The sequence below is a fragment of the Streptomyces sp. NPDC007205 genome, from assembly GCF_040634095.1.
GTDB lineage: Bacteria > Actinomycetota > Actinomycetes > Streptomycetales > Streptomycetaceae > Streptomyces.
Map to the genome: position 1 here is coordinate 306694 of NZ_JBEYEW010000006.1, position 23177 is coordinate 329870.

24 protein-coding genes and 1 pseudogene are annotated in these 23177 nt (G+C 69.6%); 14 read left to right on the plus strand and 11 right to left on the minus strand.

What is annotated here, in order from left to right; genetic code table 11:
* Nucleotides 1-114: 114 nt before the first annotated feature.
* Nucleotides 115-1503: an amino acid permease gene (locus ABZ624_RS13970; RefSeq protein ID WP_360086846.1), complete on the minus strand. Its 1389-nt coding sequence runs from the start codon at nucleotides 1501-1503 to the stop codon at nucleotides 115-117.
* A gap of 383 nt (nucleotides 1504-1886) precedes the next feature.
* Here ABZ624_RS13970 and ABZ624_RS13975 point away from each other — a divergent pair, with 383 nt between their 5' ends.
* Nucleotides 1887-2468 carry a biotin transporter BioY gene (locus ABZ624_RS13975; RefSeq protein ID WP_360086849.1) on the plus strand — a complete coding sequence of 194 codons (582 nt, stop codon included), beginning with the start codon at nucleotides 1887-1889 and terminating at the stop codon, nucleotides 2466-2468.
* Here the strand turns inward: ABZ624_RS13975 and ABZ624_RS13980 are convergent.
* A complete protein-coding gene (locus ABZ624_RS13980) occupies nucleotides 2465-3799 on the minus strand; it encodes an FAD-binding oxidoreductase (protein ID WP_360086852.1) in 1335 nt (444 codons plus the stop codon). The genes ABZ624_RS13975 and ABZ624_RS13980 overlap by 4 nt on opposite strands.
* A gap of 71 nt (nucleotides 3800-3870) precedes the next feature.
* Nucleotides 3871-5295 carry an amino acid permease gene (locus tag ABZ624_RS13985; protein ID WP_360086855.1) on the minus strand — a complete coding sequence of 475 codons (1425 nt, stop codon included), beginning with the start codon at nucleotides 5293-5295 and terminating at the stop codon, nucleotides 3871-3873.
* Nucleotides 5296-5509: 214 nt separating this feature from the next.
* Here ABZ624_RS13985 and ABZ624_RS13990 point away from each other — a divergent pair, with 214 nt between their 5' ends.
* On the plus strand, nucleotides 5510-5995 hold the full coding sequence (locus tag ABZ624_RS13990; RefSeq protein WP_351245896.1) for a ribose-5-phosphate isomerase: 486 nt from the start codon (nucleotides 5510-5512) through the stop codon (nucleotides 5993-5995).
* Between the two features lie 449 nt (nucleotides 5996-6444).
* Nucleotides 6445-7254, plus strand: a complete 810-nt coding sequence (locus ABZ624_RS13995) for a DNA-formamidopyrimidine glycosylase family protein (RefSeq protein ID WP_360086858.1) — start codon at nucleotides 6445-6447, stop codon at nucleotides 7252-7254.
* A 29-nt stretch (nucleotides 7255-7283) separates the two neighbouring features.
* On the opposite strand, the gene ABZ624_RS14000 is transcribed toward ABZ624_RS13995, so the two are convergent.
* Entirely contained in the window at nucleotides 7284-8525 is a 1242-nt protein-coding gene (locus tag ABZ624_RS14000; RefSeq protein WP_360086861.1) for a GNAT family N-acetyltransferase, read from the minus strand.
* A 211-nt stretch (nucleotides 8526-8736) separates the two neighbouring features.
* Here ABZ624_RS14000 and ABZ624_RS14005 point away from each other — a divergent pair, with 211 nt between their 5' ends.
* Nucleotides 8737-9909 carry a PP2C family protein-serine/threonine phosphatase gene (locus ABZ624_RS14005; RefSeq protein ID WP_360086864.1) on the plus strand — a complete coding sequence of 391 codons (1173 nt, stop codon included), beginning with the start codon at nucleotides 8737-8739 and terminating at the stop codon, nucleotides 9907-9909.
* Nucleotides 9910-10426: 517 nt separating this feature from the next.
* Entirely contained in the window at nucleotides 10427-10900 is a 474-nt protein-coding gene (locus ABZ624_RS14010) for an HD domain-containing protein (RefSeq protein WP_360086867.1), read from the plus strand.
* A 55-nt stretch (nucleotides 10901-10955) separates the two neighbouring features.
* Here the strand turns inward: ABZ624_RS14010 and ABZ624_RS14015 are convergent, their stop codons facing one another.
* Complete coding sequence (locus tag ABZ624_RS14015; RefSeq protein ID WP_360086870.1) at nucleotides 10956-11651, minus strand: GNAT family N-acetyltransferase; 696 nt, start codon at nucleotides 11649-11651, stop codon at nucleotides 10956-10958.
* Nucleotides 11652-11860: 209 nt separating this feature from the next.
* A complete protein-coding gene (locus tag ABZ624_RS14020; RefSeq protein ID WP_360086873.1) occupies nucleotides 11861-13045 on the minus strand; it encodes an acyltransferase family protein in 1185 nt (394 codons plus the stop codon).
* Nucleotides 13046-13484: 439 nt separating this feature from the next.
* Between ABZ624_RS14020 and ABZ624_RS14025 the strand changes: the two genes are divergently transcribed.
* A complete protein-coding gene (locus tag ABZ624_RS14025; RefSeq protein ID WP_055703542.1) occupies nucleotides 13485-13679 on the plus strand; it encodes a hypothetical protein in 195 nt (64 codons plus the stop codon).
* Nucleotides 13680-15222: 1543 nt separating this feature from the next.
* Here the strand turns inward: ABZ624_RS14025 and ABZ624_RS14030 are convergent.
* Both ABZ624_RS14030 and ABZ624_RS14035 read right to left on the minus strand, forming a co-directional pair.
* Nucleotides 15223-15354, minus strand: coding sequence for a hypothetical protein (locus tag ABZ624_RS14030; protein WP_360086876.1), 132 nt, complete (start codon nucleotides 15352-15354; stop codon nucleotides 15223-15225).
* Between the two features lie 164 nt (nucleotides 15355-15518).
* Nucleotides 15519-15737, minus strand: coding sequence for a hypothetical protein (locus tag ABZ624_RS14035; protein ID WP_360086879.1), 219 nt, complete (start codon nucleotides 15735-15737; stop codon nucleotides 15519-15521).
* Between ABZ624_RS14035 and ABZ624_RS14040 the strand changes: the two genes are divergently transcribed.
* Both ABZ624_RS14040 and ABZ624_RS14045 read left to right on the plus strand, forming a co-directional pair.
* Nucleotides 15727-16188 (plus strand): hypothetical protein, encoded by a 462-nt coding sequence (locus ABZ624_RS14040; protein WP_360086882.1) that lies wholly within the window; start codon nucleotides 15727-15729, stop codon nucleotides 16186-16188. The genes ABZ624_RS14035 and ABZ624_RS14040 overlap by 11 nt on opposite strands.
* Before the next feature lie 379 nt (nucleotides 16189-16567).
* The gene (locus ABZ624_RS14045) at nucleotides 16568-16789 is read left to right on the plus strand and encodes a DUF397 domain-containing protein (protein ID WP_360086885.1); all 222 of its coding nucleotides are present in this window, start codon (nucleotides 16568-16570) and stop codon (nucleotides 16787-16789) included.
* Between the two features lie 231 nt (nucleotides 16790-17020).
* Here the strand turns inward: ABZ624_RS14045 and ABZ624_RS14050 are convergent, their stop codons facing one another.
* Nucleotides 17021-17233, minus strand: a complete 213-nt coding sequence (locus tag ABZ624_RS14050; RefSeq protein WP_360086888.1) for a hypothetical protein — start codon at nucleotides 17231-17233, stop codon at nucleotides 17021-17023.
* Between the two features lie 915 nt (nucleotides 17234-18148).
* On the opposite strand from ABZ624_RS14050, the pseudogene ABZ624_RS14055 reads away from it, so the two are divergent.
* A pseudogene (locus ABZ624_RS14055) lies at nucleotides 18149-18406 on the plus strand (IS481 family transposase); the annotation flags it as partial.
* Between the two features lie 60 nt (nucleotides 18407-18466).
* On the opposite strand, the gene ABZ624_RS14060 reads toward ABZ624_RS14055, so the two are convergent.
* Together ABZ624_RS14060 and ABZ624_RS14065 are read right to left on the minus strand one after the other, a co-directional pair.
* Nucleotides 18467-19702, minus strand: a complete 1236-nt coding sequence (locus ABZ624_RS14060; protein ID WP_360086891.1) for a helix-turn-helix domain-containing protein — start codon at nucleotides 19700-19702, stop codon at nucleotides 18467-18469.
* The gene (locus tag ABZ624_RS14065) at nucleotides 19699-20019 is read right to left on the minus strand and encodes an antibiotic biosynthesis monooxygenase (RefSeq protein WP_360086894.1); all 321 of its coding nucleotides are present in this window, start codon (nucleotides 20017-20019) and stop codon (nucleotides 19699-19701) included. The genes ABZ624_RS14060 and ABZ624_RS14065 overlap by 4 nt, the downstream gene beginning before the upstream one ends.
* Nucleotides 20020-20211: 192 nt before the next feature.
* Here ABZ624_RS14065 and ABZ624_RS14070 point away from each other — a divergent pair, with 192 nt between their 5' ends.
* The 5 genes from ABZ624_RS14070 (at nucleotide 20212) to ABZ624_RS14090 (ending at nucleotide 23051) form a co-directional block, all read left to right on the plus strand.
* On the plus strand, nucleotides 20212-20541 hold the full coding sequence (locus ABZ624_RS14070) for a hypothetical protein (protein ID WP_360086897.1): 330 nt from the start codon (nucleotides 20212-20214) through the stop codon (nucleotides 20539-20541).
* Between the two features lie 2 nt (nucleotides 20542-20543).
* Entirely contained in the window at nucleotides 20544-21884 is a 1341-nt protein-coding gene (locus ABZ624_RS14075; RefSeq protein ID WP_360086900.1) for an FtsK/SpoIIIE domain-containing protein, read from the plus strand.
* An 83-nt stretch (nucleotides 21885-21967) separates the two neighbouring features.
* The gene (locus ABZ624_RS14080) at nucleotides 21968-22186 is read left to right on the plus strand and encodes a hypothetical protein (protein WP_360086903.1); all 219 of its coding nucleotides are present in this window, start codon (nucleotides 21968-21970) and stop codon (nucleotides 22184-22186) included.
* 5 nt (nucleotides 22187-22191) lie between these two features.
* Complete coding sequence (locus ABZ624_RS14085) at nucleotides 22192-22845, plus strand: DUF2637 domain-containing protein (protein ID WP_360086916.1); 654 nt, start codon at nucleotides 22192-22194, stop codon at nucleotides 22843-22845.
* 17 nt (nucleotides 22846-22862) lie between these two features.
* A complete protein-coding gene (locus ABZ624_RS14090; protein ID WP_360086919.1) occupies nucleotides 22863-23051 on the plus strand; it encodes a mobile element transfer protein in 189 nt (62 codons plus the stop codon).
* The last annotated feature ends 126 nt before the right edge of the window (nucleotides 23052-23177 follow it).

Below are 23177 nucleotides of genomic sequence, written 5' to 3' on the forward strand. Positions count from 1 at the left end.
CTCCGAAACCTTATTGCAAGTAGCTTGCAACTACACGCTAGCAACAAGAGCGGGCGGGCACAGAAAGGCCCCCACGTCTCTCGCACGTGGGGGCCTCGCCGGTGCCGGCCGGTGTCAGCGCCGGGCGCGCGCCCGCTGCCAGGCATAGCCGACCGCCGCCAGGGCCAGGGTCATGGCGCCGGTGGAGTACAGCTGGATCCGGGTGTCCTGCTCGCGGGCCATCAGGGCGAAGATCGTGACCATGCCGGCCAGCGAGATCCAGGTCAGCCACGGGAACGCCCACATGCGCACGACCAGCTTCTCGGGAGCCTCACGCTCGATGCGGCGGCGCAGCAGCAGCTGGGAGACCGCGATGAACATCCAGACGACCAGGATGACCGCGCCGATCATGTTCAGCAGCCACTTGAAGACGTCGTCCGGCCGCCAGTAGCTGAGCAGCACACAGACGAAGCCCAGCACGCAGGAGGTCAGGACGGCGATCCGGGGGACCCCGCCGGAGAGCTTCGCCAGCACCTTCGGGCCCTGGCCGCGCGCGACCAGCGAGTAGGCGATGCGCGAGGAGCCGTAGATGTTGGCGTTCATCGCGGAGAGCAGGGCGACCAGGACGACCACGTTCATCAGCTGGCCGGCGCCGGGGATGCCGAGGTGGTCCAGCGTGGCGACGTACGGGCCCTTCGTCACGACCTCCTTGGAGTCCCACGGGACCAGGGTGACGACGACCGCCATCGAGCCGATGTAGAAGAGGGCGATGCGCCACATCGCCGTACGGACGGCGGAGGCCACGCCCTTGACCGGGTTCTCCGACTCGGCCGCCGCGATGGTGACCGTCTCCAGACCGCCGTAGGCGAAGACGGAGGCGAGCAGGCCGATGATCAGGCCGTTGCCGCCGTGCGGCAGGAAGTGGCTCAGGTGCGCGGTGCCGGGGGCGTGCGTGCCGGGCAGCACGCCCGCGATCGCCAGCACGCCGAGGATCAGGAAGAGGGAGATCGCGCCGACCTTCAGCGCGGCGAACCAGAACTCGAACTCGCCGAAGTTCTTCACGGCGGCCAGGTTCGTGCCGCAGAAGACGACCATGAACAGCGCCACCCAGAGCCACTCGGGGGTGCCGGGCAGCCAGCCGGAGACGATGTGCGCGGCGCCGATGCCCTCCAGGCCGACGGCCGTGCACAGCAGCACCCAGAACGACCAGCCGACGGCGAAGCCCGCCCAGGGGCCGATCGCCCGCTCGGCATGCGCCGAGAAGGAGCCCGACGACGGGTACGCGGCGGACATCTCACCGAGCATCCGCATCACCAGCATCACGAGGAGGCCGGAGAGCGTGTAGGCGATGACGATCGAGGGGCCGGCGGCGGCGATGCCCGCGCCGGAGCCGACGAACAGACCCGCGCCGATCACCCCGCCGAGGGCGATCATCGACAGATGGCGCTGCTTGAGGCCGTGCGAGAGGGAGCCGTCGTCCCGTTGCTGTGGCGGCGTCTCCGTGGTCGTGCTGCTACTGGGCATGGGCGCGGCTCCCCCGTGCAATGGGCGGGCAAAAACCCCGCCAGTCTGGGCGGCCCGTCCGCTCGCGCGAAGGGGCTGCCCAGTATCCGGACATCTGTCGCGCCCAGAGTAATCGAATGATTACACGATGACCGGTCTTGGGTGCGAGGCGTCGCCATGCGTTTGGCGAGACTCCACAGTCCCCACCGCGCCCCGCCGGAGTGAGCCACCCGCCCCTGTCTCAGTGACCAGTGTCACGCCCTGATCGGTGTAACCCGCACTCTTTGTCCGGAGTCCACCAAGGTCTCGTTCCGCCCTTTGTCGAGCGCTGACGGTGATCGGCCCTAGGCGGCTGGGATAGCGTCACCGTGTCCCAGCATGTCCCCGTCACCCGCGGAGTCCCCATGAGCACCGCCACCGCCACCGCTCGCCCCGGCGCAGTCCTCGCCGACCTGCTCCCCGCGTCCCGCGTCCGCGACGCGGCCCTCGTCATCGGTGGCGCCGTGCTCACCGGCCTCGCGGCCCAGGTGGCCGTTCCCGTGCCCCACTCCCCGGTGCCGGTGACCGGCCAGACCTTCGCCGCGCTGCTCGTCGGCACCGCGCTCGGCGCCCGCCGCGGCTTCCTCTCCCTCGCCGTGTACGCGCTCGCCGGTGTCGCGGGCGTGCCGTGGTTCGCGGACGGCACCTCCGGCGCGGCCTCCCTCTCCTTCGGCTACATCCTCGGCATGCTGCTCGCCTCGGCGGCCGTCGGCGCCCTGGCCCAGCGTGGCGCCGACCGCTCGCCGCTGCGCATGGTCGGCACGATGATCCTCGGCGAGGCGATCATCTACGCCGTCGGCGTGCCCTACCTGGCCCTCGCCGGCCACATGCCCCTCTCCCAGGCCGTCGCGCTCGGCCTCACCCCGTTCCTGATCGGCGACGCCCTCAAGGCCGCCCTGGCGATGGGCGCGCTGCCCACCGCCTGGAAGTTCGCGAACAAGCGCTAGGCCGACAGGGCCTGGACGCCGTAGTTCCTGCGGAAGAGGTTCGCCGGGTCATAGGTCTCCTTGACCCGGGCGAGCCTCTTGCGCGTTTCGGGGTCGTACAGCCCGGTGTTCCTGTCCCCGGCCCCGAAGGCGAAGTTGAGCGACCGGCCGAGGGTGTCCTCGGCCAGCAGCGCGAACGCCGGGTCCAGCACGGCCCGCGCCTGCTCACGCTCGCCGACCGTCAGCAGCCGTACCAGGAACCGCCCCTCGCGGTACGGCACCGCGTTCGGCGCCGGCCGGCCGAGCGCCCCGCCCAGGTGGTTGATCTGCACCACGCACATCGGCTCGGCCTGCGGCCCGGTCGCCTTGAGCAGGTCACCGGCCCGCTCGACGTCCAGGTCCCGCAGGACCGCGCTGTCCCCGTGGTAGGCGTGCGGGAAGTCCGGGTCGCTGTGGATGGTGTGGCTCTCTGCGTACGGCATCACGCGCAGCGAGTCCGACAGCAGCGGGCCGGTCTCCCGCAGCGGGGCGACGATCCGCTCCCCGCCGGCGCCGGTGTGGGCGACCCGGATCGAGACGACGTACTTCCCGCGCAGGTGCGGGGGCAGCGCGGGCAGGTCCGGGTACGGTACGGCCGCGAAGGACGAGGTCAGCCCGTCCGGCACGGTCCGCGTCCAGTCCTCGTACGCCCGTAGCACGGCCGCCGGGTCCACCACGCGCCCGTCGAAGGCGAGCGAGCCGCCGTACAGCGTCCGCACCGGTACGAGCCCGATCTCCAGCTCGGTGACGAGTGCGATGCTCTGCCCGGCACCGAGCAGCGCCCAGTACAGCTCGGGGTCGGAGTCCGGGGTGACGTGCCGCAGCTCTCCGTCGGCGGTGACGACCTCCAGCCACCGCACATGGTCGGCCGCGTACCCGAACTCCCGGGCCAGGATGCCGAGTCCGCCGCCCAGGGTGTACGAGACCGCGCCCACGCCCGGCGCCGAGCCGTTCAGCGGCGCCAGCCCGTACGGCTCGGCCGCCGCGACCACCTGGCCCCAGCGCACCCCGGCCCGGACCCGGACGGTACGGGCCCCGGGGTCGACGCCGACCTGGTCCATCCGCCGTGTGGTGACGAGCATCCCGCCGTCGTAACCGCCCGGCAGCCCGTGCCCGGTCGCCTGCACCCCGACGGGCAGCCCCTCGGCCGCCGCGTACCGTACGGCGGCCACCACGTCGGCCGCCGAGCGTGCGGGCACGACCACGTCGGGCCGCTGGGCGAAACCGAGCTGGAAGCCGGTGAGTTCGTCGTCGTAACCGGCGTCGCCGGGGCGGAGGAGAGACAGGTCCAGGTGTTCGTCCACATAGGTCATGGATGCAGCATGGCCGCACAGCCTGACACATGCCGTCAAGCTGTGCGGCCATGTTCAGCCGGGAGGGTGGATCAGCCGACGGACACCTTGTCGGCCGGGGCGTCCACGGCGGGCGCCGGGCGGTTCGCCGCGAGCCTCTCCTTCACCACGGCGATCAGCACCACGACCGCCGCCACACCCAGCGACAGCAGCACGGTCGTACGACCACTGCTCTCGCCCTTGGTGTCGGTCAGCATGTAGCCGAGGACGAAGACGATGAAGGCGGCCGTCACCCAGGTCAGGTACGGGTAGAGCCACATCTTGACGACGAGCTTCTCCGGCGCCTCCCGCTGGATGATCTTCCGCATCCGCAGCTGTGAGAAGCAGATGACCAGCCACACGAACAGGGCGACCGCGCCACTGGAGTTGACCAGGAAGAGGAAGACGGTCTTCGGGTAGGCATAGTTGAAGAAGACCGCCACGAAGCCGAAGACGACCGACGCCAGGATGGCCGCCAGCGGCACACCGCGGGAGGTGGTGCGGGCGAACGCCTTCGGGGCGTCACCGCGCTGGCCGAGCGAGAAGGCCATCCGGGAGGCCGTGTAGAGGCCGGAGTTGAGACAGGACAGCACCGAGGTCAGCACGATGACGTTCATGATCTCGCCGGCGTGCGCGATGCCGAGGGAGTCCAGCGCGGCGACGTAGGAGCCCTGCTTCTTGATGGACGGGTCGTTCCACGGCAGCAGCGAGACCACGACCAGGATCGAGCCCAGGTAGAAGACGCCGATACGCCAGATGATGCTGTTGGTGGACTTGGTGACCGCGCGCTGCGGGTCCTCCGACTCGCCGGCCGCCAGGGTCGCGATCTCGCTGCCCATGAAGGAGAAGACGACCAGCAGCACACCGGTGAGGATGGCGCCGGGGCCGTGCGGCAGGAAGCCGCCGTGGTTGGTCAGGTTGCCGAAGGACGCCTTGTCGGCGTGTGCGCCCGGCAGGACGCCGAACACGGCCAGCAGACCGATGACGATGAACGCGCCGATCGCCACGACCTTGATGCCGGCGAACCAGAACTCGAACTCGCCGTAGGAGCTGACGGAGACCAGGTTGGTCGCGGTCAGCACGGTCATCACGATGAGCGCCCAGGCCCATTGCGGCACGTCCGGGACCCAGCCGTGGAGGATTCCGGCGCCGGCGGTGGCCTCGACGGCCAGCACGACGACCCAGAAGAACCAGTAGAGCCAGCCGATGGAGAAACCGGCCCAGCGGCCGAGCGCACGGTCGGCGTGCGCGGAGAAGGAGCCGGAGGCGGGGTTGGCCGCGGACATCTCGCCGAGCATGCGCATCACGAGGACGACGAGCGTGCCGACGAGGGCGTACGACAGGAGGATGCCGGGTCCCGCGGTGGCGATGCCGGAGCTGGAACCGACGAAGAGGCCGGCCCCGATCACACCACCGATCGCGATCATCGACAGATGGCGGTTCTTCAGTCCTGCTTGAAGGCCCGAACCAGGGGTCATGGACGGATTTCCTTTGCGCCAGGAGGAGCAGCTCGTATGAGCGGTGTACGAGTCGGTCCAGTGAATCCGAGGCGAACGAATTCGGGAACCTCTGAATCCGTATCGTTACTTGAGGTTCCCTTGAGGTTCTATGGCCCCGCTCACATTTTGGGCTTGTTTGAGGGCGCCGCCACCCGAGGCTGCTGCCCTCAAACAGGCGTGTCACACTCATTGCATGCGCGTGTATCTCGGCTCCGACCATGCGGGCTACGAACTCAAGAACCACCTCGTCGACTGGCTCAAGGCGGCGGGTCATGAGCCCGTCGACTGCGGGCCGCACATCTACGACGCCCAGGACGACTACCCGCCCTTCTGTCTGCGCGCCGCGGAGAAGGCGGCCGCCGACCCCGACGCCCTCGGCATCGTGATCGGCGGCTCCGGCAACGGTGAGCAGATCGCGGCGAACAAGGTGAAGGGCGTGCGGGCCGCGCTGGCCTGGAGCGAGGAGACGGCGGCGCTGGGGCGGCAGCACAACAACGCCAACGTGGTGGCCGTGGGGGCCCGGATGCACAGCACCGAGGAGGCGACGAAGTTCGTCGAGGTGTTCCTGAACACCCCCTTCTCCGGTGACGAGCGGCACATCCGCCGGATCGACATGCTGTCGGCGTACGAGACGACGGGCGACCTCCCGCCGATCCCCGCTCACCACCCCCAGCAGTAGGCTCCGCCGGCTGGACCGCCCCTCTCGACCGACCCGGACAGCCCCGCCCTCGACTCCACCCGGCCGACCTGCCCACCCGACTCGGCCGGCTGGAAGGACGGGCGGTACGGCTCGGCGGGCTCGATGGGTGGGGGATGCGGCTCGGTCGGGCGGCGGGTGGGCTGTGCGACACGGTCGGCTCGACGGGTGGGGGGGTGCGACACGGTCGGCTCGACGGGTGGGCAGTATGCCCCGGTGGCTGGAGGCGGGCGGCAGGGCTCGGGCGTCCGGACGCCGGGCTGTGCAGGTCGGTCGGCTGGAAAGCCGGCCGCTCCGGCTGTTCGGCCGAGACGTGAGCCATCCTGAGACGGCATCCTGCCCCGAGACGTCAGTACCCCCGCCCAGACGCTCAGCCCTCAGCCGACCGAGTCGGGCGGGCGGGCGAAAAGGACCCGAAAGGACACCCCGCCTTGCCGGAAGGGCACACCATCCATCGGCTGGCCCAGGACTACGCCGCCCGCTTCCGCGGCACGGCCCCCCGCGTCACCAGCCCCCAGGGCAAGTTCTCCGACGCCGCCGCCCTCCTGGACAGTGCCGCGCTGACGGCCACCGAAGCCCACGGCAAGCACCTCTTCCTCCGCTTCCGGGACACCGACTGGGTCCACATCCACCTCGGCCTGTTCGGCAAGGTCGGCTTCGGAGACGCCCCCGCGCCCCCGCCGACCGACACCGTCCGGCTCCGGCTCGCGAACGACACCTCGTACGTCGACCTCCGCGGCCCCACCACCTGCGCGTTGATCACGGACGAGGAGAAGCACGCGATACACGCCCGCCTCGGCCCCGACCCGCTCCGCGAGGACGCCGACCCCACCGCGGCGTACCGCAGGATCTCCCGCAGCCGTACGACGATCGCCGCGCTGCTCATGGACCAGAAGATCGTCGCCGGCGTCGGCAACGTCTACCGCGCCGAGGTCCTCTTCCGGCACGGCATCGACCCGTACCGGACGGGCAGGGAGATCACACCGGCCGAGTGGGACACCCTGTGGGCCGACCTCGTCGCGCTGATGCGCGAGGGCGTGCGGAACAACCGGATCGACACCGTACGGCCCGAGCACACCCCGGAGGCCATGGGCCGGCCGCCGCGCGTGGACGACCACGGCGGCGAGGTGTACGTCTACCGACGCGCCACCCTGCCCTGCCACATCTGCGGCACGGAGATCCGCACCGCCGACCTCGCCGCCCGCAACCTCTTCTGGTGCCCCACCTGTCAGAAACGATGACCGCGACGCCCCACGAGGTGATCTAGGCCCTAGAAGCCGTGCGGCAGCCACGGGGCCATCGCCGAGCCGAACGCCACCGACGCCTCCGCCAGCGCCCCCGGCCGCAGCTCCCGCACCCGCCCGGCCCCCGCCAGCGACAGCAGGGAGACCCCGCCGAGACAGGCCGCGCCCAACTCCCGTACGGACAGCACCAGCTCGGCCGTATCGGACGTGCGCTCGCAGGACGCCCCCTCGGCGTCCCCCGTGAGCCGCCAACGCCCCGCGTTCCATGGGCAGAAGGTGTCCTCGACGTCCAGTACGACGTCCACCGGGGCGAGATACGTACGCGCCGACAGGGCCGCGCCCACGTCCACGAGACGGAGGTGCCCGGCGTCCCGCAGCCGCGGCCGGCAGCGGCGGATGTCGGAGACCAGGTGCTGCCAGGCCTCGTCGACCGGCCGTCCCCGCACCGTCAGTGTCGTCATCAGGTCGATGCCGAACAGGAAACGCCACAGCGCGGCCTCGGTCGCCGGATCGAGGGCGGCCAGGTCCTCCAGGGTCACCGTGCCGTCGTGTCCGCCCGGACCCCAGCCCTCCTTGGTGCGGAAGCGGGCGTACCCGGTGACCTCCCCGTCCTGTTCGGCGACCACACACTGCAGGGCCGACGCCCCGTTCCGCCCGCGATCCGGGTCGAGCAGACCGGCCTGCTCCCAGCCGGGCTGCCGGAGCAGCATGCCGGGGCGGCGGGGCACCAGTGCCGCGTACACCGCCTCGCACTCCTTGAGGACGTCGGCGGGCGGGGCGTAGCGCAACCGCACCTCGTCGGTGCCCGCGGGCAGTGCCAGGGTGACCCGGCCGGTGTCGATCTCGGCGTTGAGCTGGTAGGTCGCCGTGCCGTACCCGAAGCGGCCGTATATCGCGGGCTCGGAGGCGAACAGGGCCGCCAGCGGCTCGCCCCTGTCATGCGCGTCGTCCAGCAGCCGCCGCATCATCGACGTCAGGATCCCGCGCCGCCGGTGCGTCGCGGCCACGCTGACCATGGTCACACCGGCCGTGGGCACCACCGCTCCGCCCGGCACGGTCATCCGGAAGCTGAAGGCTCCGGACGTACCGACGATCGCGTCCGCGTCCCAGACGGCCAGGGAACGATCGAACTCGGTGACGGATCTGTCCAGTTCGCGCTCTTCGGGCGAGGTCGGCCCGCCCCCGAACGCACGGACCAGGTGGTCCCACCACCGGTCGAACTCCTCAGGGCGCAGCGTCCTCAGCTCGGTCCCGCGGTCAGTTCCCATGAGCCATGCCTATCAGGGCATTGCGGGACGAGCCAGTGAATTTCTCCCGGTCGGCGGCGTGATGGCCCCGGGTGCCGTTCACTGTGGGGACGAACCAGGAGACGAACCACGAGACGAACGACGAGACGAACCGCGAAGTTGGGCCTCGCACGGGGGACAAGTGGGACCTCCCGTGCCAAGCAGCCGGTCCGATGGATAGGGTCCCGAACTAATGGCAGCAGGACGAGGGCGGCGCGCGAAGGCCGAGACGTTCACGGCCCGGTGGAAGAAGCAGTGGCACCGGGCCCGCGTCGGCCTGCGCAGAAGCGCCGTGGACTACTTCCGCGGCGACGGCTCCGACTGGATCGCGTTCGCCGGGCTGCTGCTCACCATCCCCCTCCTCATGGCCATGACGCTCGTCGACTCGGTGTGGTGCTCCCCGGCCACCCTGGTGCTGCCGATCGTCGCGGGCGGCCTGCTGCTGCGTCCGGCGAGCCTGCTCGGCCTGTACGCGGCGGGGGCCACCGCGCTGATCGTGGAGTCGGTACGGCTCGGCCCCTACACCGAGGGCCCTTCCCGGGTCACCCCGGGCATCGTCCTCGTCGTGGCGGCCTGCGGCTTCTTCGGCCTGCTCACGGCCCAGTTCCGCAGCCGGGTCGGCGTGCCCTGGCGGCGCGGCGGCACCATGCTGTTCGACCTGCGCGAGCGGATCCGGGTGCAGAGCAAGCTGCCGAAGCTGCCGCAGGGCTGGCACCACGAGATGGCGCTGCGCCCGGCCGGCGGCCAGTCCTTCTCCGGGGACTTCGTCGTCGCGGCCCGTACGAACGGCGGCCGGACCCTGGAGGTCGTCCTCACGGACGTGTCCGGCAAGGGCATGGACGCGGGATCGCGCGCCCTGCTGCTCTCCGGCGCCTTCGGCGGCCTCCTCGGCTCGCTGCCCCCGCACGCCTTCCTCCCCGCCGCCAACGGCTACCTCCTCCGCCAGGACTGGGACGAGGGCTTCGCCACCTCCATCCACCTGGTCCTGGACCTGGACTCCGGCGACTACGAGCTGTACTCCGCCGGCCATCCCCCGGGCCTGCAGCTGAGCGCGGGCAGCGGACGCTGGGAGGAGAAGGCCGCCGAGGGCCCGCTGCTCGGCGTGTACGACGGCGCCCAGTTCGACTCCGTGAAGGGCTCCCTGCGCCCCGGCGACGTCCTGATGCTCTTCACGGACGGCCTGGTGGAGACCTCCGACCGGGACATCGTCGAGGGCATCGACCGCCTCACCGGTGAGGCCGACCGCTATGTCGCCGGCGGCTTCCACGGCGCCGCCTGGCACCTCATCGAGGCGGTCGCGAAGGACGTGAACGACGACAGGGCCCTCCTCCTGATCTGCCGCCAGGCGTCGACGCTCGCCCGCTGAGGCCGACCACGCACCGCTGACCACAGGCCACGCCCCCGCCCCGGGCGAGGTCGTCCTCCCGCGCGGTACGGCCCCGGTCGGCAGCCGCGTCCCCCTTGCCACGCGCGACGGCACCACCCGCTCGTACCCTGTCTCCGGCACCACCCGCTCGTACCCTGTCTCCGGCACCACCGCCCGACTGCCCCGCGGCACGGTCAACCTGGGCGGCGAGGACACGGCGAACCCGGCCCTCGGGACCGCGTTCCTGTGCATGCCGGCCGTCGCCCTGCCCGGCCCGCTGGTCGCCCGCGCCCGCGCCTGCGCCGCCCCGTCCGGGCTGCCCCTGCGCACCGCCCACGCCCCCGGGCGTGCTCGCCGCCGCCAACGCCCGCCCGAACGCCCGCCGGCCGGCCCCCGTGATCACCCGACCGTGCCGGCGATGCGTCCTGCTCCGCGCCCTGACCGCGGTCACCCTCCCGGCCCGCGCCGCCCTGCGGCCGGAGACATCGCGCGGCCGGCTTTGCGGGACACTGGGCCGATGACACAGCTCACGCTCGCCGAGGTCGAGGCTCTCGCCCGTGCCGCCCATGAAGGCCAGACCGACAAGGCGGGGCGGCCGTACGCCGAGCATCTCGCCGCCGTCGCCGCCGGCGTGCGTGCGCGGGGCGGGGACGCGGAGCAGCTCGCGGCGGCCTGGCTGCACGATTCCGTCGAGGACGACGCGCTGTCCCGGGAGTGGCTGGCACAGGCGGCGCTGACCGCGCGGACCAAGGCCATCGTGGACGCCCTCACCAAGCGGCCGGGGGAGGAGCCGGAGGCGTACGCGCAGCGGATCCTCACCACGGAGGGCGCCCGGCTGGTGAAGGAGGCCGACCTGGCGCACAACGCGGACCCGGACCGGCTCGCGGTCCTGGACGAGCCGACCCGGAAACGACTGACCGAGAAGTACGCCCGGATGCGCGCACTTCTCGGTCTCGGCCAGGGTGGGGCAGGAGCGGGCCAGGTGTCCTGACCGGCGAAGACGAGCGCAAGCAGACCGCCACCGCCGTCCGGGCCCGCGCCCGTGCCTAGCCGGCCCCCGGCCCCGCGTCCGTGACGCGCATGGCTGCGCTCAGTGGGGCCAGTACGCGCCAGCCCAAGGCCTCGTACAGCGCCCGGCCCTCCTCGGTCGCGCCCAGCACGGCCGCCCTCGCCCCCTGACGGGCGCCGGCGTCGGTGAGCGTGTCCAGGACCACGCGTCCGAGGCCCCGCCGCTGATGGGCCGGGTCGGTCTCCACCTGGTCGACGACGGCGGTCGCACCGGTGACGGCAATCTGCCCGCGCGCCGCGAAGGCCCCGTCGGCGGCCCGCACCACGACCCGGGTGACGCCGCCCCGGCGCCAGCTGCTCAGCCGGTAGCCGTCGGGGAGGCCGGGCGGGGCCTCCGTCTCGGCTTCGGCCTCGGCTTCGGCCTCGGCCTCGGCCAAGGAGGCGGCCATGAAGGCGGCGTGACCGTCCAGCAGCCCCCATCCCGGCGGCAGCCACGCCTGAAGGGCCGGCGCCGGCACGAACGCCTTCAGCGCGACACCGGCGGCGCTGTTCTCGGCCAGCTTCCGGACGGTCGCCTCGTCGGCGGCGGTCAGTACATGCCGGGCCACCTCCTTGGGCAGGCCGACCTGGACCGTGAAACCCCAGGGTTCGCGCGTCGGCTCGGCCGCCCCGCGCGACACGACCCAGCCCTCGACCCATGCGCGTACAGCTTCGGCAGTACTTCCGAAAGGCACGGCCCCTCCATGAGCAGGTAATAGGTGCTGACGGATTGCGTCTATTACATGATGCCATGCGTGGCCGGTTTCGCGAGGGCGGGCCGCCCATGAAGGCCGGACCGGCACGGCGGGGCGGCCGTACGCCGGCCCGGAAACGACGGACCGAGAAGTGCGCGCATCCGTGCGCACTTCTCGGTCCGGGGAAGCCGGGTACCAGGAGCCGGGTACTAGGCGCTGACCTTCTCGCGCTCCTTCTTCTGGCGCTCGCGGGCCAGTTCCGCCGCGTCCTGCTTGAACGCCCACTCCAGCTTCGGCTCCATCGCGAAGCGGAAAACCCGCTGCACCGGCCGGGTGCACAGCAGCGTGACGGCGGCGGCCGCGAGGACGGTGACGGCGAGCGAACCGAGCAGGCCGTACCGCTGGGCGAAGTCGAAACCGCCCGCGTAGAGACAGCCCTTCACCACGAAGCCGTGGAGCAGATAGCCGTACAGCGTGCCCGCTCCGAGTGCGGTGAACCACATCCTGCGGCGCGGCACCCAGGCGAAGAAGCATGCGGTCAGCAGCAGGGCGCAGCCGAACAGCGCCAGCGTCATGAGCGGCCCGGCCCACCAGGGTGCCCCCAGGTCCTGCGCGGCACTCTCCCGGTAGAACCAGCCGACGTCCATACGGGGTGCGCTCCACCAGCCGACGGCCAGTGCCGCTGCCACCACCGGCACCGACGCGATCCGCACCCACCTGCGGCGCAGTGCGGTGAAGTGCTCGGGCTTCAGGCACAGGCCCAGCACGAAACAGGGCAGGAACTGCAGGACGCGGCCGAGGTCAAGACCGCTTCCCGTCCCCGCGGAGACCGAGCCGAGCATGGCGATCCCCAGCGCGACGGGCACCGGCCAGCGCACCAGCTTCCACAGCGGGCTGAGCAGGCGCCAGACGAACAGCGCGCACAGGAACCAGGTCAGGTACCAGGGGGCGAAGAGGTTGAACGGCTCGTCGGTGACGTGGCCGACGTAGCGCCGGAACAGCGAGTAAGCCGCCTGGAACAGGACATACGGCACTGCGACACCGGTGATCAGGCGCTTCAGCCGGTCCGGTCGCAGGTCGAAACTCCGGGAGAAATAGCCGGAGATGATGATGAACGCCGGCATGTGGAAGGTGTACACCACGTCGTACAGGCCTTCGAGGATCCGGCTGTCGCTCTTCACCGGCGCCCAGGAGTGGCCCACCGCCACCAGCACGATCGCCAGGTACTTGACGTTGTCGAAGAACGCGTCGCGCTGTTTGCCCGGTCTGTCCGCCGGGGGCCGCCGCCCCTGCGTACCCGTCGGGGTGCGCGGACCGGCCACTCCGTCCGCCGGCGGCTGTGCCGGGGGGAGCGGCCTGCGGTTCTGGCCGGGGAGCGAGGCGGCGTCAAACATCTGAGGCACCCTAGCGTCGTCTGTGGGATCTCGTAAAACTCCCGCAGACATTCCTGGTTAGCCGCTTCGTATACCCCCGATTTACCGAACTCGACGCCTGAGCCTACGTGATGATGGGCACACGGCAGGCCGCCCGTTCATCCTTGTTGTCCTGTTCGTCCTGGCCGATCGGTGCATACCTCATGCCTGTGCGGTCAATTCGAATTACCTGCGCAGATGGTGTGTGCGCAACGAAACGAAGTCGCGCAATATCCCGGGGGGACATCCGCGGACGCTTCCTCGAATTGCTGTGCGGCGCGTCCTCCGTGCCAAGCCCGGGCCCGACGTTGCGTCATGGGCCGCATAGGCTGCCCGGGTTGGTGGCACGATGGTTCTGGCGGGGGTGCGCGGGCCGTACCTCCGGGCCGGGAGAGCGGACCGACCGAGGGCGTGATCAGTTGTGGCCATTTCACTGTCTGTGGTGCTGCTGTTGGCGATCATCCTTGTAGTGCTGCTGCGAGGGGGGAACATCAAGGCAGGACCCGCGATCGTCGCGGTCCTCTTCGGCTTCTTCCTCGCCTCGACCGGCATGGCCCCGTCCATCGACCGCTTCCTGAACTCGATAGCGGACTCCATCAGCTCGATCAAGTTCTGACCGGTGCGGGGCAGCCGGAGCGGAACGTGCTGAACAACTGAAGCAACGGGGAACCGCGGGGGACCGCGGGGAACCCACGGGTAGGGCGCTGCGCCAGACGGCCCCGGCGGAGACCGGCGACTTCCGGACCGAGGGCCGCATGGGCAGCGGCTGCATGGGTGTGGTGTACCTCGCCCGGTCCGCCTCCGGCCGCCGGCTCGCGATCAAGGTCGTCCACGGCCGGTACGCCGCCGACGACGACTAGTTCCGCATCCGGTTCAGCCGCGAGGTGGCCGTGGCACGCCAGGTCAGCGGCGCCTTCACGGCCCCCGTGCCGGACGCGGAGGCCGACGCCCGCCCCCTGGACGGCCACGCTCTGTATCCCCGACAAGGATCTCGGCAGCCCACGTCCGCTACCACGGCCCACGTCTGCTGCCACCCCGCGTCGGCCGCTACGGCCTGCCCCCGCCGCCACGGCCCGCTCTCGCCGCACCGGCAGCGCGAACTCGCCGCCGGCCTCGCCGAGGCGTCCGTCTCTGCCAGGAGAAGCACTCCAAGACCCGCCCCACCCCGACGCCCCGACGAACTCCTGCGCGGTCCTCAGCGACGGCCGGCTGCCCGACGCGCGCCCCCGACGCCGGCCTCGGCCCGACCCGGCCGCCCCGGACCCGTCCGGGGCGGCCACCGAGCCGGCTCGCCGCCGTCGCCACGCCGCCGGGTGGCCCTGCCGACGGGCTGGCACGTCCGGCACCGGCTGGCCGGGGACCCAGCGGGGAAGAATCCGAACATCGCGGTCGCCTCCGCCGCCTGGAGCGGCCCCTTCGGCGGCGTGTCACTTCTCAGACGTCCCTGGTGTGTGCCGGCAACGGCATCAAGGCCGCCCGGTTCGCCCTGGCCGACGGCCGAAGCACCTGGACGCTGCCCATGGGCCGCAGGCCCGTGTCCCTGACACGGCGGTGCCGTCGCGACCCGGCCACCGGACACGAGCTGTGGCAGCTCCACGTCCTCCCACCAGTGCATCTCTGAACAACGCCAAAGGCCCGGCTCCGCCGAAGCGGAACCGGGCCCCTGGGCCGGTCACAGTGACCGATGAGAGCGGGCGACGGGAATCGAACCCGCGTAGCTAGTTTGGAAGATCGCGTACGCGGATCCTGCCTGACCTGGCGCGACACTGACCTACCTGTTCCCGGCCCTACCCACCGACCGTTCCCCGTTGCTCCCCGTTGATTGCTGCCGGATCGGGCACGTAGGGGGCACGTGCGGCTCTCTGCCGCACGCTCAGTCCGGACCTTGATCGGCTCTCATGCGGCCTCTGAGTCGTCCCGGCGCACAGGAGGTCGATCACAGGGGACTGTCGACGTCAGCCAACCGGTTGGAGTTCTCGGCCGATAGCCCGCGCGGGTTCGGTGCTGATCGCCGCTGTCCGTGCCTGTTGGCGTCAACCGTTGGTGTCAGGCAACGGGCTCCCTCTTGACGGATCTGTCCCATCTAGCTTCACGGATACCCTCGAAGAAAACCCCTTCGTCCATCATCACGCCGATGAGTTCCTTGTCGGACAAACGGGTTACAGCCACTCCCCGGTGATCTCGACGTTTTTGATGCGCGCGAGGTCCGCGCCGAGCATCCCTTGCCGAACCACGACAGCCGGCTCCGGGGTGGCAGTGTCGCACGGCTCCGGCATCATCTCGGCGATCACGACGCGTCCTCGATGCTGGGCAGCGGCAGCCGACCCTCCCGCCTCGCCTTCACTTCGAGGGTTTCCGCGATCAGGTGGGCGGGGACCTTGCTGCGGAGGCTGAAGTGCAGGAAGGTGAGGGCGCATTGGCTTACCTTGCGGGGCTGTCGGAACCGTCATGGCGGTCACAGCGCGGCCTTCTGGTGCTTGTGCTTGGCGCGGGTGATTCCGAATCTCAGCCCGATCCGGGTCCGAGCCCGTCCGAAGGCGACACGATCCATGCCGACCCACGCCTCCCACCGGTAGGGGCCATGGCCGTGGACCTCGACATCGAAGTCGTTGTTGAGGGGCAGGGGTTCTGCGGGGCTCCAGGTGCCGCCGGAGTAGGGGCGGATGAGGCTCATCGGTTTCTTCCTTCAGGGTGTGATCGATGTTCATAGTGGGGTGGGGCTGGAGCCACCGGTCGTGGAGTGCGCGGATCCCGTCCTCGCCGACCCGCCTCCCGAGCGGCCGGGCGCAGTCACGGCGGATGCAGTCGGCGAGCGGCACGCCGCGGAGGTCGTGGATCACGAGGTGGGCGCCGAGGTGTTCCAGACGGCGGATTCCTTCAACATTGAGGTTGGTCCGGTCCGCCACGACATCCCGCCCAGCGGCCAGATGTACTGCCGCTTCCGCTTGAAACGTCGCCTGCACCGCCAGCCCCTGCCCGCGGTACGGATCCCCCGACTGCGGACAGCCCGGCCACAGGCGACGACGGTGGGCATCGAGCTCGACGTGTGCGGCGCAGTGCAGGTCGCAGCGGCGATCTTGAGGGCCGTCGTTTTCCCTGCACTTGGCAGCCCACGCACGACGTGATTGGTGGGCATCAGGCAGCCTTCGCTGTCACGGGCTGCTTGCTGTAGATGGCCATCGGGTCTCTCTCAAAAACGGGCAGGCTAGTTTGGGTTACGGCCGGTGCCGTGGTCCGGCGGCGGGCCATCGATCGGCTCACGGTTGCCGCAATGAGATCGCTGCCATTCACAACCAGTTGAGACACTGAGTCGCTTCAGACAAGCCGAGTGTGTCGACTGCCTTGGATCCGCGCGTCAGGTATCTAGGACATGAGGCCGATGTCGGAAACCAGAAGCGCAGAACACTCCCTATCACCCAAATGATGTAATCCGGTCCGCCACATCTGCGAATTCCCCTGATCCTGGTGCAGGATAGATCGATCACTCGATGGAGGAGGATTGTTATGCAAAAGGTGGAGGATTTATGCAGCCAAGATGTGCGTTACGCAGTGTGGCGCAAGAGTAGCTACAGCACCGGGACGAACAATTGCGTGGAGTTGGCCAACCTACCCAAGGGGTGGGGTGTGGCCCTGCGTGATTCTAAGAACCCAGCCCGCGGGGATCTGCGTTTCACGCATGATGAGTGGACTGCTTTCTGTGCTGGCGTACGGAACGGCGATTTGTAGTCTTCATGGTGTGCCTGCCAGATAGGCCTGGCAGGCACACGGGGGGTCGACCGCATCGCCTCAACGCGAACTACGGGGTAGCAGTGACAAGGGTGTCAGGGCGCCTCGCCGCGGAGCTTTCCCTGTATGCGGATGAATCGGAAACGCCAACGGAACATGACCCGGAAAATCCTGTACCTGCGCTAGATGGGTCACGCGCTCTTGTTTTCCGAATGAAGGGCTAGGTAGTCCTCAGTCGATGCCCCGAACGATGTGAGATTCAATTGAGTCGTCTTCATAACCAGCCAGACAAATTGCTGGCGAAGTGACCAGCTGCGCAGCATCTGTGGCTCTATTGACGAAAATGGTGTCGGGCATGCGCCTTGCCGCAGGGAGGTCGTTGGCGAGACCACCATTGGTGGTTTCCTGGGCTTCGCTGCTATCTCTGTAGACTGGGATATCCATTACTGCCGCTCCGGACTGTAGAGTGACTGTTGCTCCCTCTGTACCCAGTATTACCTGGTTGCAAAATGTCGATTAGTGAAGGCTTCGCTATGGCTAGTAATTCACCGCTGGGTTCGGAGTATTCGTTTCTACGTTCCCGCGACCACCCGCGGCCAGGCGCTAGCTCCCCAGGGCTGAACAACCCGGCCGCAGGCAGACACTCAATCAACCACGTTCCGGGTCTAACGAGTATCTGTGAGCAGTGAACCGCCCCGATCCGCACCTGTGTAGAGCGGCAGTACGGGCAATCCTGTTCACTTCGTGCAAGGTTGTGGTTTTGTGAATACCACGTACGGGTCCTGTCCTCCCTACTCCGCTTCCCTCGCCACCACTCTCCCCAGCTCCCATCCCGTACGCCGTCGACCCACACACCGTGGAGCGGGCGTGGTTCCTGGCGTCCAGGTGGAGCGCGCCACTGTACGAACGACCTGGACGCCAGGGGCCGCGTCTGCTCGGCTCTGCCTGGGTCGATGGTGTGCGGGATGGGAGCCCCCTGCATCGGCCACCACGGCCCCGCGGTCGGCGACGGCGCCCCCTCCATCCCGGTGCCGGCCGATCCCCCGCCGGAGGCACTGTTCTGACCGTCGCGTACGCGGTGATCGACTCATGGCCACCGGCCCTACCCACCAGTGGGCGCGCGTCGGCGCAGCGCGGGCGGAGCGGGCCGAAGGCAGGAGCGTCGCCCGCAGCGGAGCCGGGAAGCGCGCCCGGCGGAGCGGAGCGCAGCCGGGGCTTGATGAGGTAGAGAAATCTGTAACAGGTCGGTCTAGAGGACAGCTTGTCTTGTCTCGGTTGATGCTTGACGTTGTGGCTTCACCTGATGCTTGACACCGCTTGCCTCGGCTTGGCTGTGCGCGTCTGATCCGCGTGCAGGGAGGGCCGCCACCACTGCTGCCTCCGCCCGCCGAGCAGATTGCCGAGCGGACGGTCAGCAGCGTCGGCGGCTTCATGGTCGCCGGACAACGCGTCCAGCTCGGCCGCGGCTATGCCCACCAGGTCGTCACCGCCCACCTGAGCGAGGACGTGATCCGGGTCTTCCACAGCGGCGAGCTGATCACCACCGTCCCGCGTGTCACCAGGAAGGAGGTGGTGGTCCGCAAGTCCGGCGAACACAACCGCCGGAAGATCGTCTAGGGCAGACGTCAAGCATCACCCGACGCCAACCCGTCAACCATCAACTGAGACTCGACAGGTCTAGAGGACAGCGCTCCGCTCGGCCAAGTCACGCAGGGCTTCAGGCACCCGGGGACCGGAGAGCTGGATCAAGTCGCGGATGACCTCGCGGGCCAGATGGTGGTCTTGGATTTGCTCGGGCGCCAATGCCTCCGCCTCCAAGATCGCGGCTGTGGCCTCGCCGACGTGTCGCCGCTGCGCGTGCGCTCGCGCCACGTCAAGCAAGAAACGCGACTGCCGCTCGGGCGACAGGCCCGATGTGTCAACGTCCTGAGCCACGTCCAGGGCAAGCCCTGCGTCCCCCAGTTCAACCGCTGTGCTCACGGCGTGGACTTCCACGTTCGTCGGCCCGAACTCCGTATCGAAGTCGTTGCGGTCCTCCCCCAACCGCGCCGCGATCCCTCGTGCCCGCTCAATGTGTTCATGAGTCCGCGCTCGGTTGCCCTCCCTCGCATTGATCACCGCAAGGACCAGGTTCATGGCACCCAACAGTGAGAGCTCTTCCAGTGGGCATGCCGGCGCTTCTGCCCTCGGCGCCATGACGGCCACAGCGGACTTCGCCGCTTGCTCCGCCTGTTCCATGTGTCGCTGCCTCATGAAGGCGTGCGCCATGCGAAACAGACTCGCGACCACCTCCAACGGCTGGCCCGCCAGTTCGGCTGCCTGCAGGGCCCGGTCTGCCGCGATCCATGCTGCATCCGCCTGGTCCTGCCGCGTGAAGCTGGCTGCGGCCACCTGGTACGCCTTGGCGCGCAGGAAGTGAAGCTCGGTGCGGTTGCCCGCGGGCGCATGACGTACTGCTGTCTCGATAGAGGGCAACAGCTTGGCGAGGTGATCGCTCAGCGCCGCATACCTCGAGGCGTGCACGAGAGTCCACGCCTCCTCCACCTGCTGGCGGAAGTCGGCAAGCGATGGGCTCGCTTCGGCCGGCGGTTGCTGAAAGAGGCTGCCCAGTGCTGGGTGGCCAGTGAGGGCTACTCGTAGGCCGTCGAGGTCGTTGCTCCTCGCCTGGGCCTCTGGTTCGGATTCCTCCGCCGGGGGAGCGTCCGGCCGAAGCTCTCGCACGGACACATTGAGCGCGTCGGCCAGAGCTTGCAGGACCGATAGCCGCTCGACGGGCTGTACGCCTCTCTCGACCTGTGACACCCAGCTCTCTGAGCGCCCCATCGCGGCGGCAAGGTCACTCTGTGACATACCGGCGGCACGACGAAGCTCCTTGACTCTGGGGCCCAGGGCCTTGGTGTCGGAGATCGTCACTCCTCAGCTCCCGTGGGGTACTTGCCGGCGTACGGCTGGAGGCGGTCCACCTCGGTCTTCTCGACGTACTTGTCGCGCTCCGTCAGGAAGTGACGCGTGTGGGGCTGACGCTCGTGCTCCTCGAAGGCGGCGTGATCGGCGTACAGCTCGAAGAAGGTGCGCTGATTGGGCGCGCCCTCGACCTCATGGCACGCGTAGACCAGCGTTCCGGGCTCGTGTGCTCGGATCCCTTCGGCGGTCTCGCGGACCAGTGCGTCAAACGCCTCGGCAGCTCCCTCGCGCAGCGTGAAGCGAACAAAAAGCCCAAAATTGGCCATCTCTGTCTCCTTGTAGTCGCCCTCAGTCTCGCAGACCCGGAGTTGGGCTACTAGTCACAGTTTTTCTGTTGACTCGCAGTTTTTCTGCGAGTAGCTTCGGTGGTGTCGCAATACCAAGGCGCCCTGGGCCCCGTGCCATCCGCCGGGATGACGACGCCGGCCTAGGGCTCGTCCCACGAGGGAGAGCTAGGAATGCCGTCCTTCAAGATCGACACTTCAACCGCTGTGGTGTTCGTGGCGACCGCACCGACGCCGAAGCTGGCCAACGCGAAGACCGGTGAGCGGGCCATTGACCGAGAGACGGGCGCGGCCCTGTCGACGGTGGGCCTGCTGGTCTCGGACGAGGGGGAGGGGAACCTTTACCAGGTGACGATCCCGGAGACGGGCTACCCCGAGGGCTTGGCGCCGGGCATGCCCGTGCGGGTCGTCGGGCTGAAGGCCCGTGACTGGGAGAACGAGTTCAACGGTCAGAAGCGCCACGGCATCTCGTTCCGCGCGGTCGCGATCACCTCGGCGGCCTGACCATGACCGACGTGACGATGTGGCTGGAGGCCACGGCCGGTTTATCCGCCGCCGGTGGTGTCGGCTACGCGAAGGTGCGAGCCCCGCGCGCGTACTGGGCGCTGGTCGGACTCCCGGCCACGCTGGTGCGGTTCGGGTTCTCGTACCGGCCCACGATGGATGTGTGCGGGCTGACGGTTCGGCCGTCGGGCCTACGGGCGTTCGTGACCCGGAACCTGGCCAGGCGTGAGGTGCAGCCGATACCGCCGAAGATCCGCCGGGTGCGGGCCACCTCGACCGGGTTGCGGGTGACGCTGCGGCTTCCGGCCGGTCTGGAGCCCGCCGACGTGGCCGCCGCCTCGGAACGGCTGCGTCATGCCTGGGGCGTGCACTCGGTGACCGTGCGGGAGACCAAGCCGGGGTTCGTCGAGCTGCGGATGACCGGGTACGACGTGCTGCGCCGGGTGCGGATGCCCCGTAAGGCCGTGCCGCACGACATGATCGTGCCGGTCGCGCTGCGGGATGACGGGACCGCCTTCGAGCGGGACTACGTGAAGGCTCCGATGGCGCTGACGCTGGGCGCGAACGGGTCGGGCAAGTCCATGTACCAGCGCAACCTGATCAAGGGCCTTGCCAAGCTCCCGGTCGCCCTGGCGGGTATCGACTGCAAGCGCGGGGTGGAACAGTCCGCGTACGGGCCGCGCCTGTCGGCGCTGGTGACCACCCCGGATGATGCCGCCTCCCTCCTCGCGGTCCTGGTCGCGGAGATGGAAGACCGCTTCGACCTGCTGAGCACGTCCGGCGTCTCCGACATCTGGGAACTTGCGGAGGCTGTGCGGCCTGTGCCGGTGATCGTCCTGGTGGACGAGGTGGCGGAGCTGTTCCTGATCGCCTCACGCAAGGACGAGGAGCGCCGCGAGCAGATCGTGACCGCGTTGATTCGGCTGGCGCAGATGGCCCGCGCGGTCGGCATCTACCTGGAGATCTGCGGGCAGCGCTTCGGCTCCGACCTGGGCAAGGGCGCCACCATGCTCCGCGCCCAGCTCACCGGCCGGGTTGTCCACCGTGTCAACGACAAGCAGACCGCCGAGATGGGCCTGGCCGACGTCGCCCCCGACGCCGTACCGGCCGCCAGTTTGATCCCGATGGAACGGCCCGGGACCGCCGTTGCGGCGGACGCCTCGGGTGGCTGGTCGAAGATCCGCACCCCGGAAACCTCCCGCGACGAAGTGATCGCGGTTTGCCGGGACTTCGCCCATCTGGTCCCGGACCTTCCCTTCCTCGAACCGTTCCGTCCCAACGCGCCCATCGAGGTGCCGGCGGAAGGACCGTCGCTGGTCAAGCCGCGACCGGTCACCGAGTAACACGCCCCCTGCTCCACGGTCGGCGCGACCGCTTTCGCGCCAGGTCCCTGGCCCCGCCATGCCGAAAACCGGAAGGAACCCCGATGGGCCGTAAGCACTGGAGCGAGTACACCCCCGCCGAACGCGATGACGTCAACCGGCTGGGCTATCTGTACGAGTCCTTTGTCCACCACCTGACCCACCACCCCGAGCGGGACGCCTTGACGGCCGTGATGGCCGGTGCCTTCGGCGCCGAGTTCGCCCTCAGTGACGCCGGCGCCTATCCGCCCGCCGGACACGGCTACCCCCGCCTGGAGGCCTGATCTCCATGGCTGCCACCATCCGCCCGGACCCCGTTCTCATCCAAGCCGTGATCGCCGGTGCGCTGTCCTTCGCCCACCTGCACGACCTGGCCGAAGCAGCCGGTCAGTCGGGCTGGAAGGGCTGGGCCTATCCGGTTTCCGTCGATCTGCTGTTGGTCGCCGCCTGGCGTCGGCTGCGGACCGCCCGGCGGGAGCGCTCGGCCTGGACCTGGTTCGTCATCGCCCTGGGCGCCTCGCTCGGCGCCAACATCGCCACCGCCGGACTCCTGGACCTGCACCAGGTGCCCGCATGGCTGCGGATCCTCGTCGCTGGCTGGCCCGCCCTGGCGTTCCTCGGTGGAACCCTCCTCGTCCACTCACCCACCACCCCGATACCGGCAGAACCGGAGACCGAGGAACCGACCACGCCCGAGGTCGCGCATCGCACCGATGATGCGGCCCCGGCACCCGAGTTGGCTCCCGCGTCGGAACCGGCCCCCGTGGAGAGCGCGGCTGCTGCTCCGGTCGTCCCGGCCGCCCTGTTGGACCACGCCCGCAAGCTCGCCGAAGCCCACCAGGCCTCCACCGGCTCCCCGATGCCCGCCGACACGCTCTCGGCCCGCCTCGGCCTGCCCGCCGAGATGACCCGCGCCATCACCAGTCAACTCCAACTCGTTTGACCCGACAGGAGGTCACCGTGTCCGCTCACCGCCGCTTCCGCGACGTGATCCGCATCGGCCCCGTGCAGGTCGCTACCTCGTACAACGGCCGGGGCCGCGAGACCCACACCGCCGCCTGCACCGCGCCGGGCTGTGGCTTCGACGCCGACTACTCCACCCGGGCCGGCGCCGAACTCGCCGCCCGCACCCACCGCTGCAAGGCCTAGGGCCTGTTGCGAAAGTTGATCTTGTTCGTGATGATCACGTCCTGTGGGACGTGGGGATCTGACGAACGGGCAGTGGGCCCGTCTTGAGCCGCTGCTGCCGCGGGGCATCAAGCCGGGTCGTCCGCA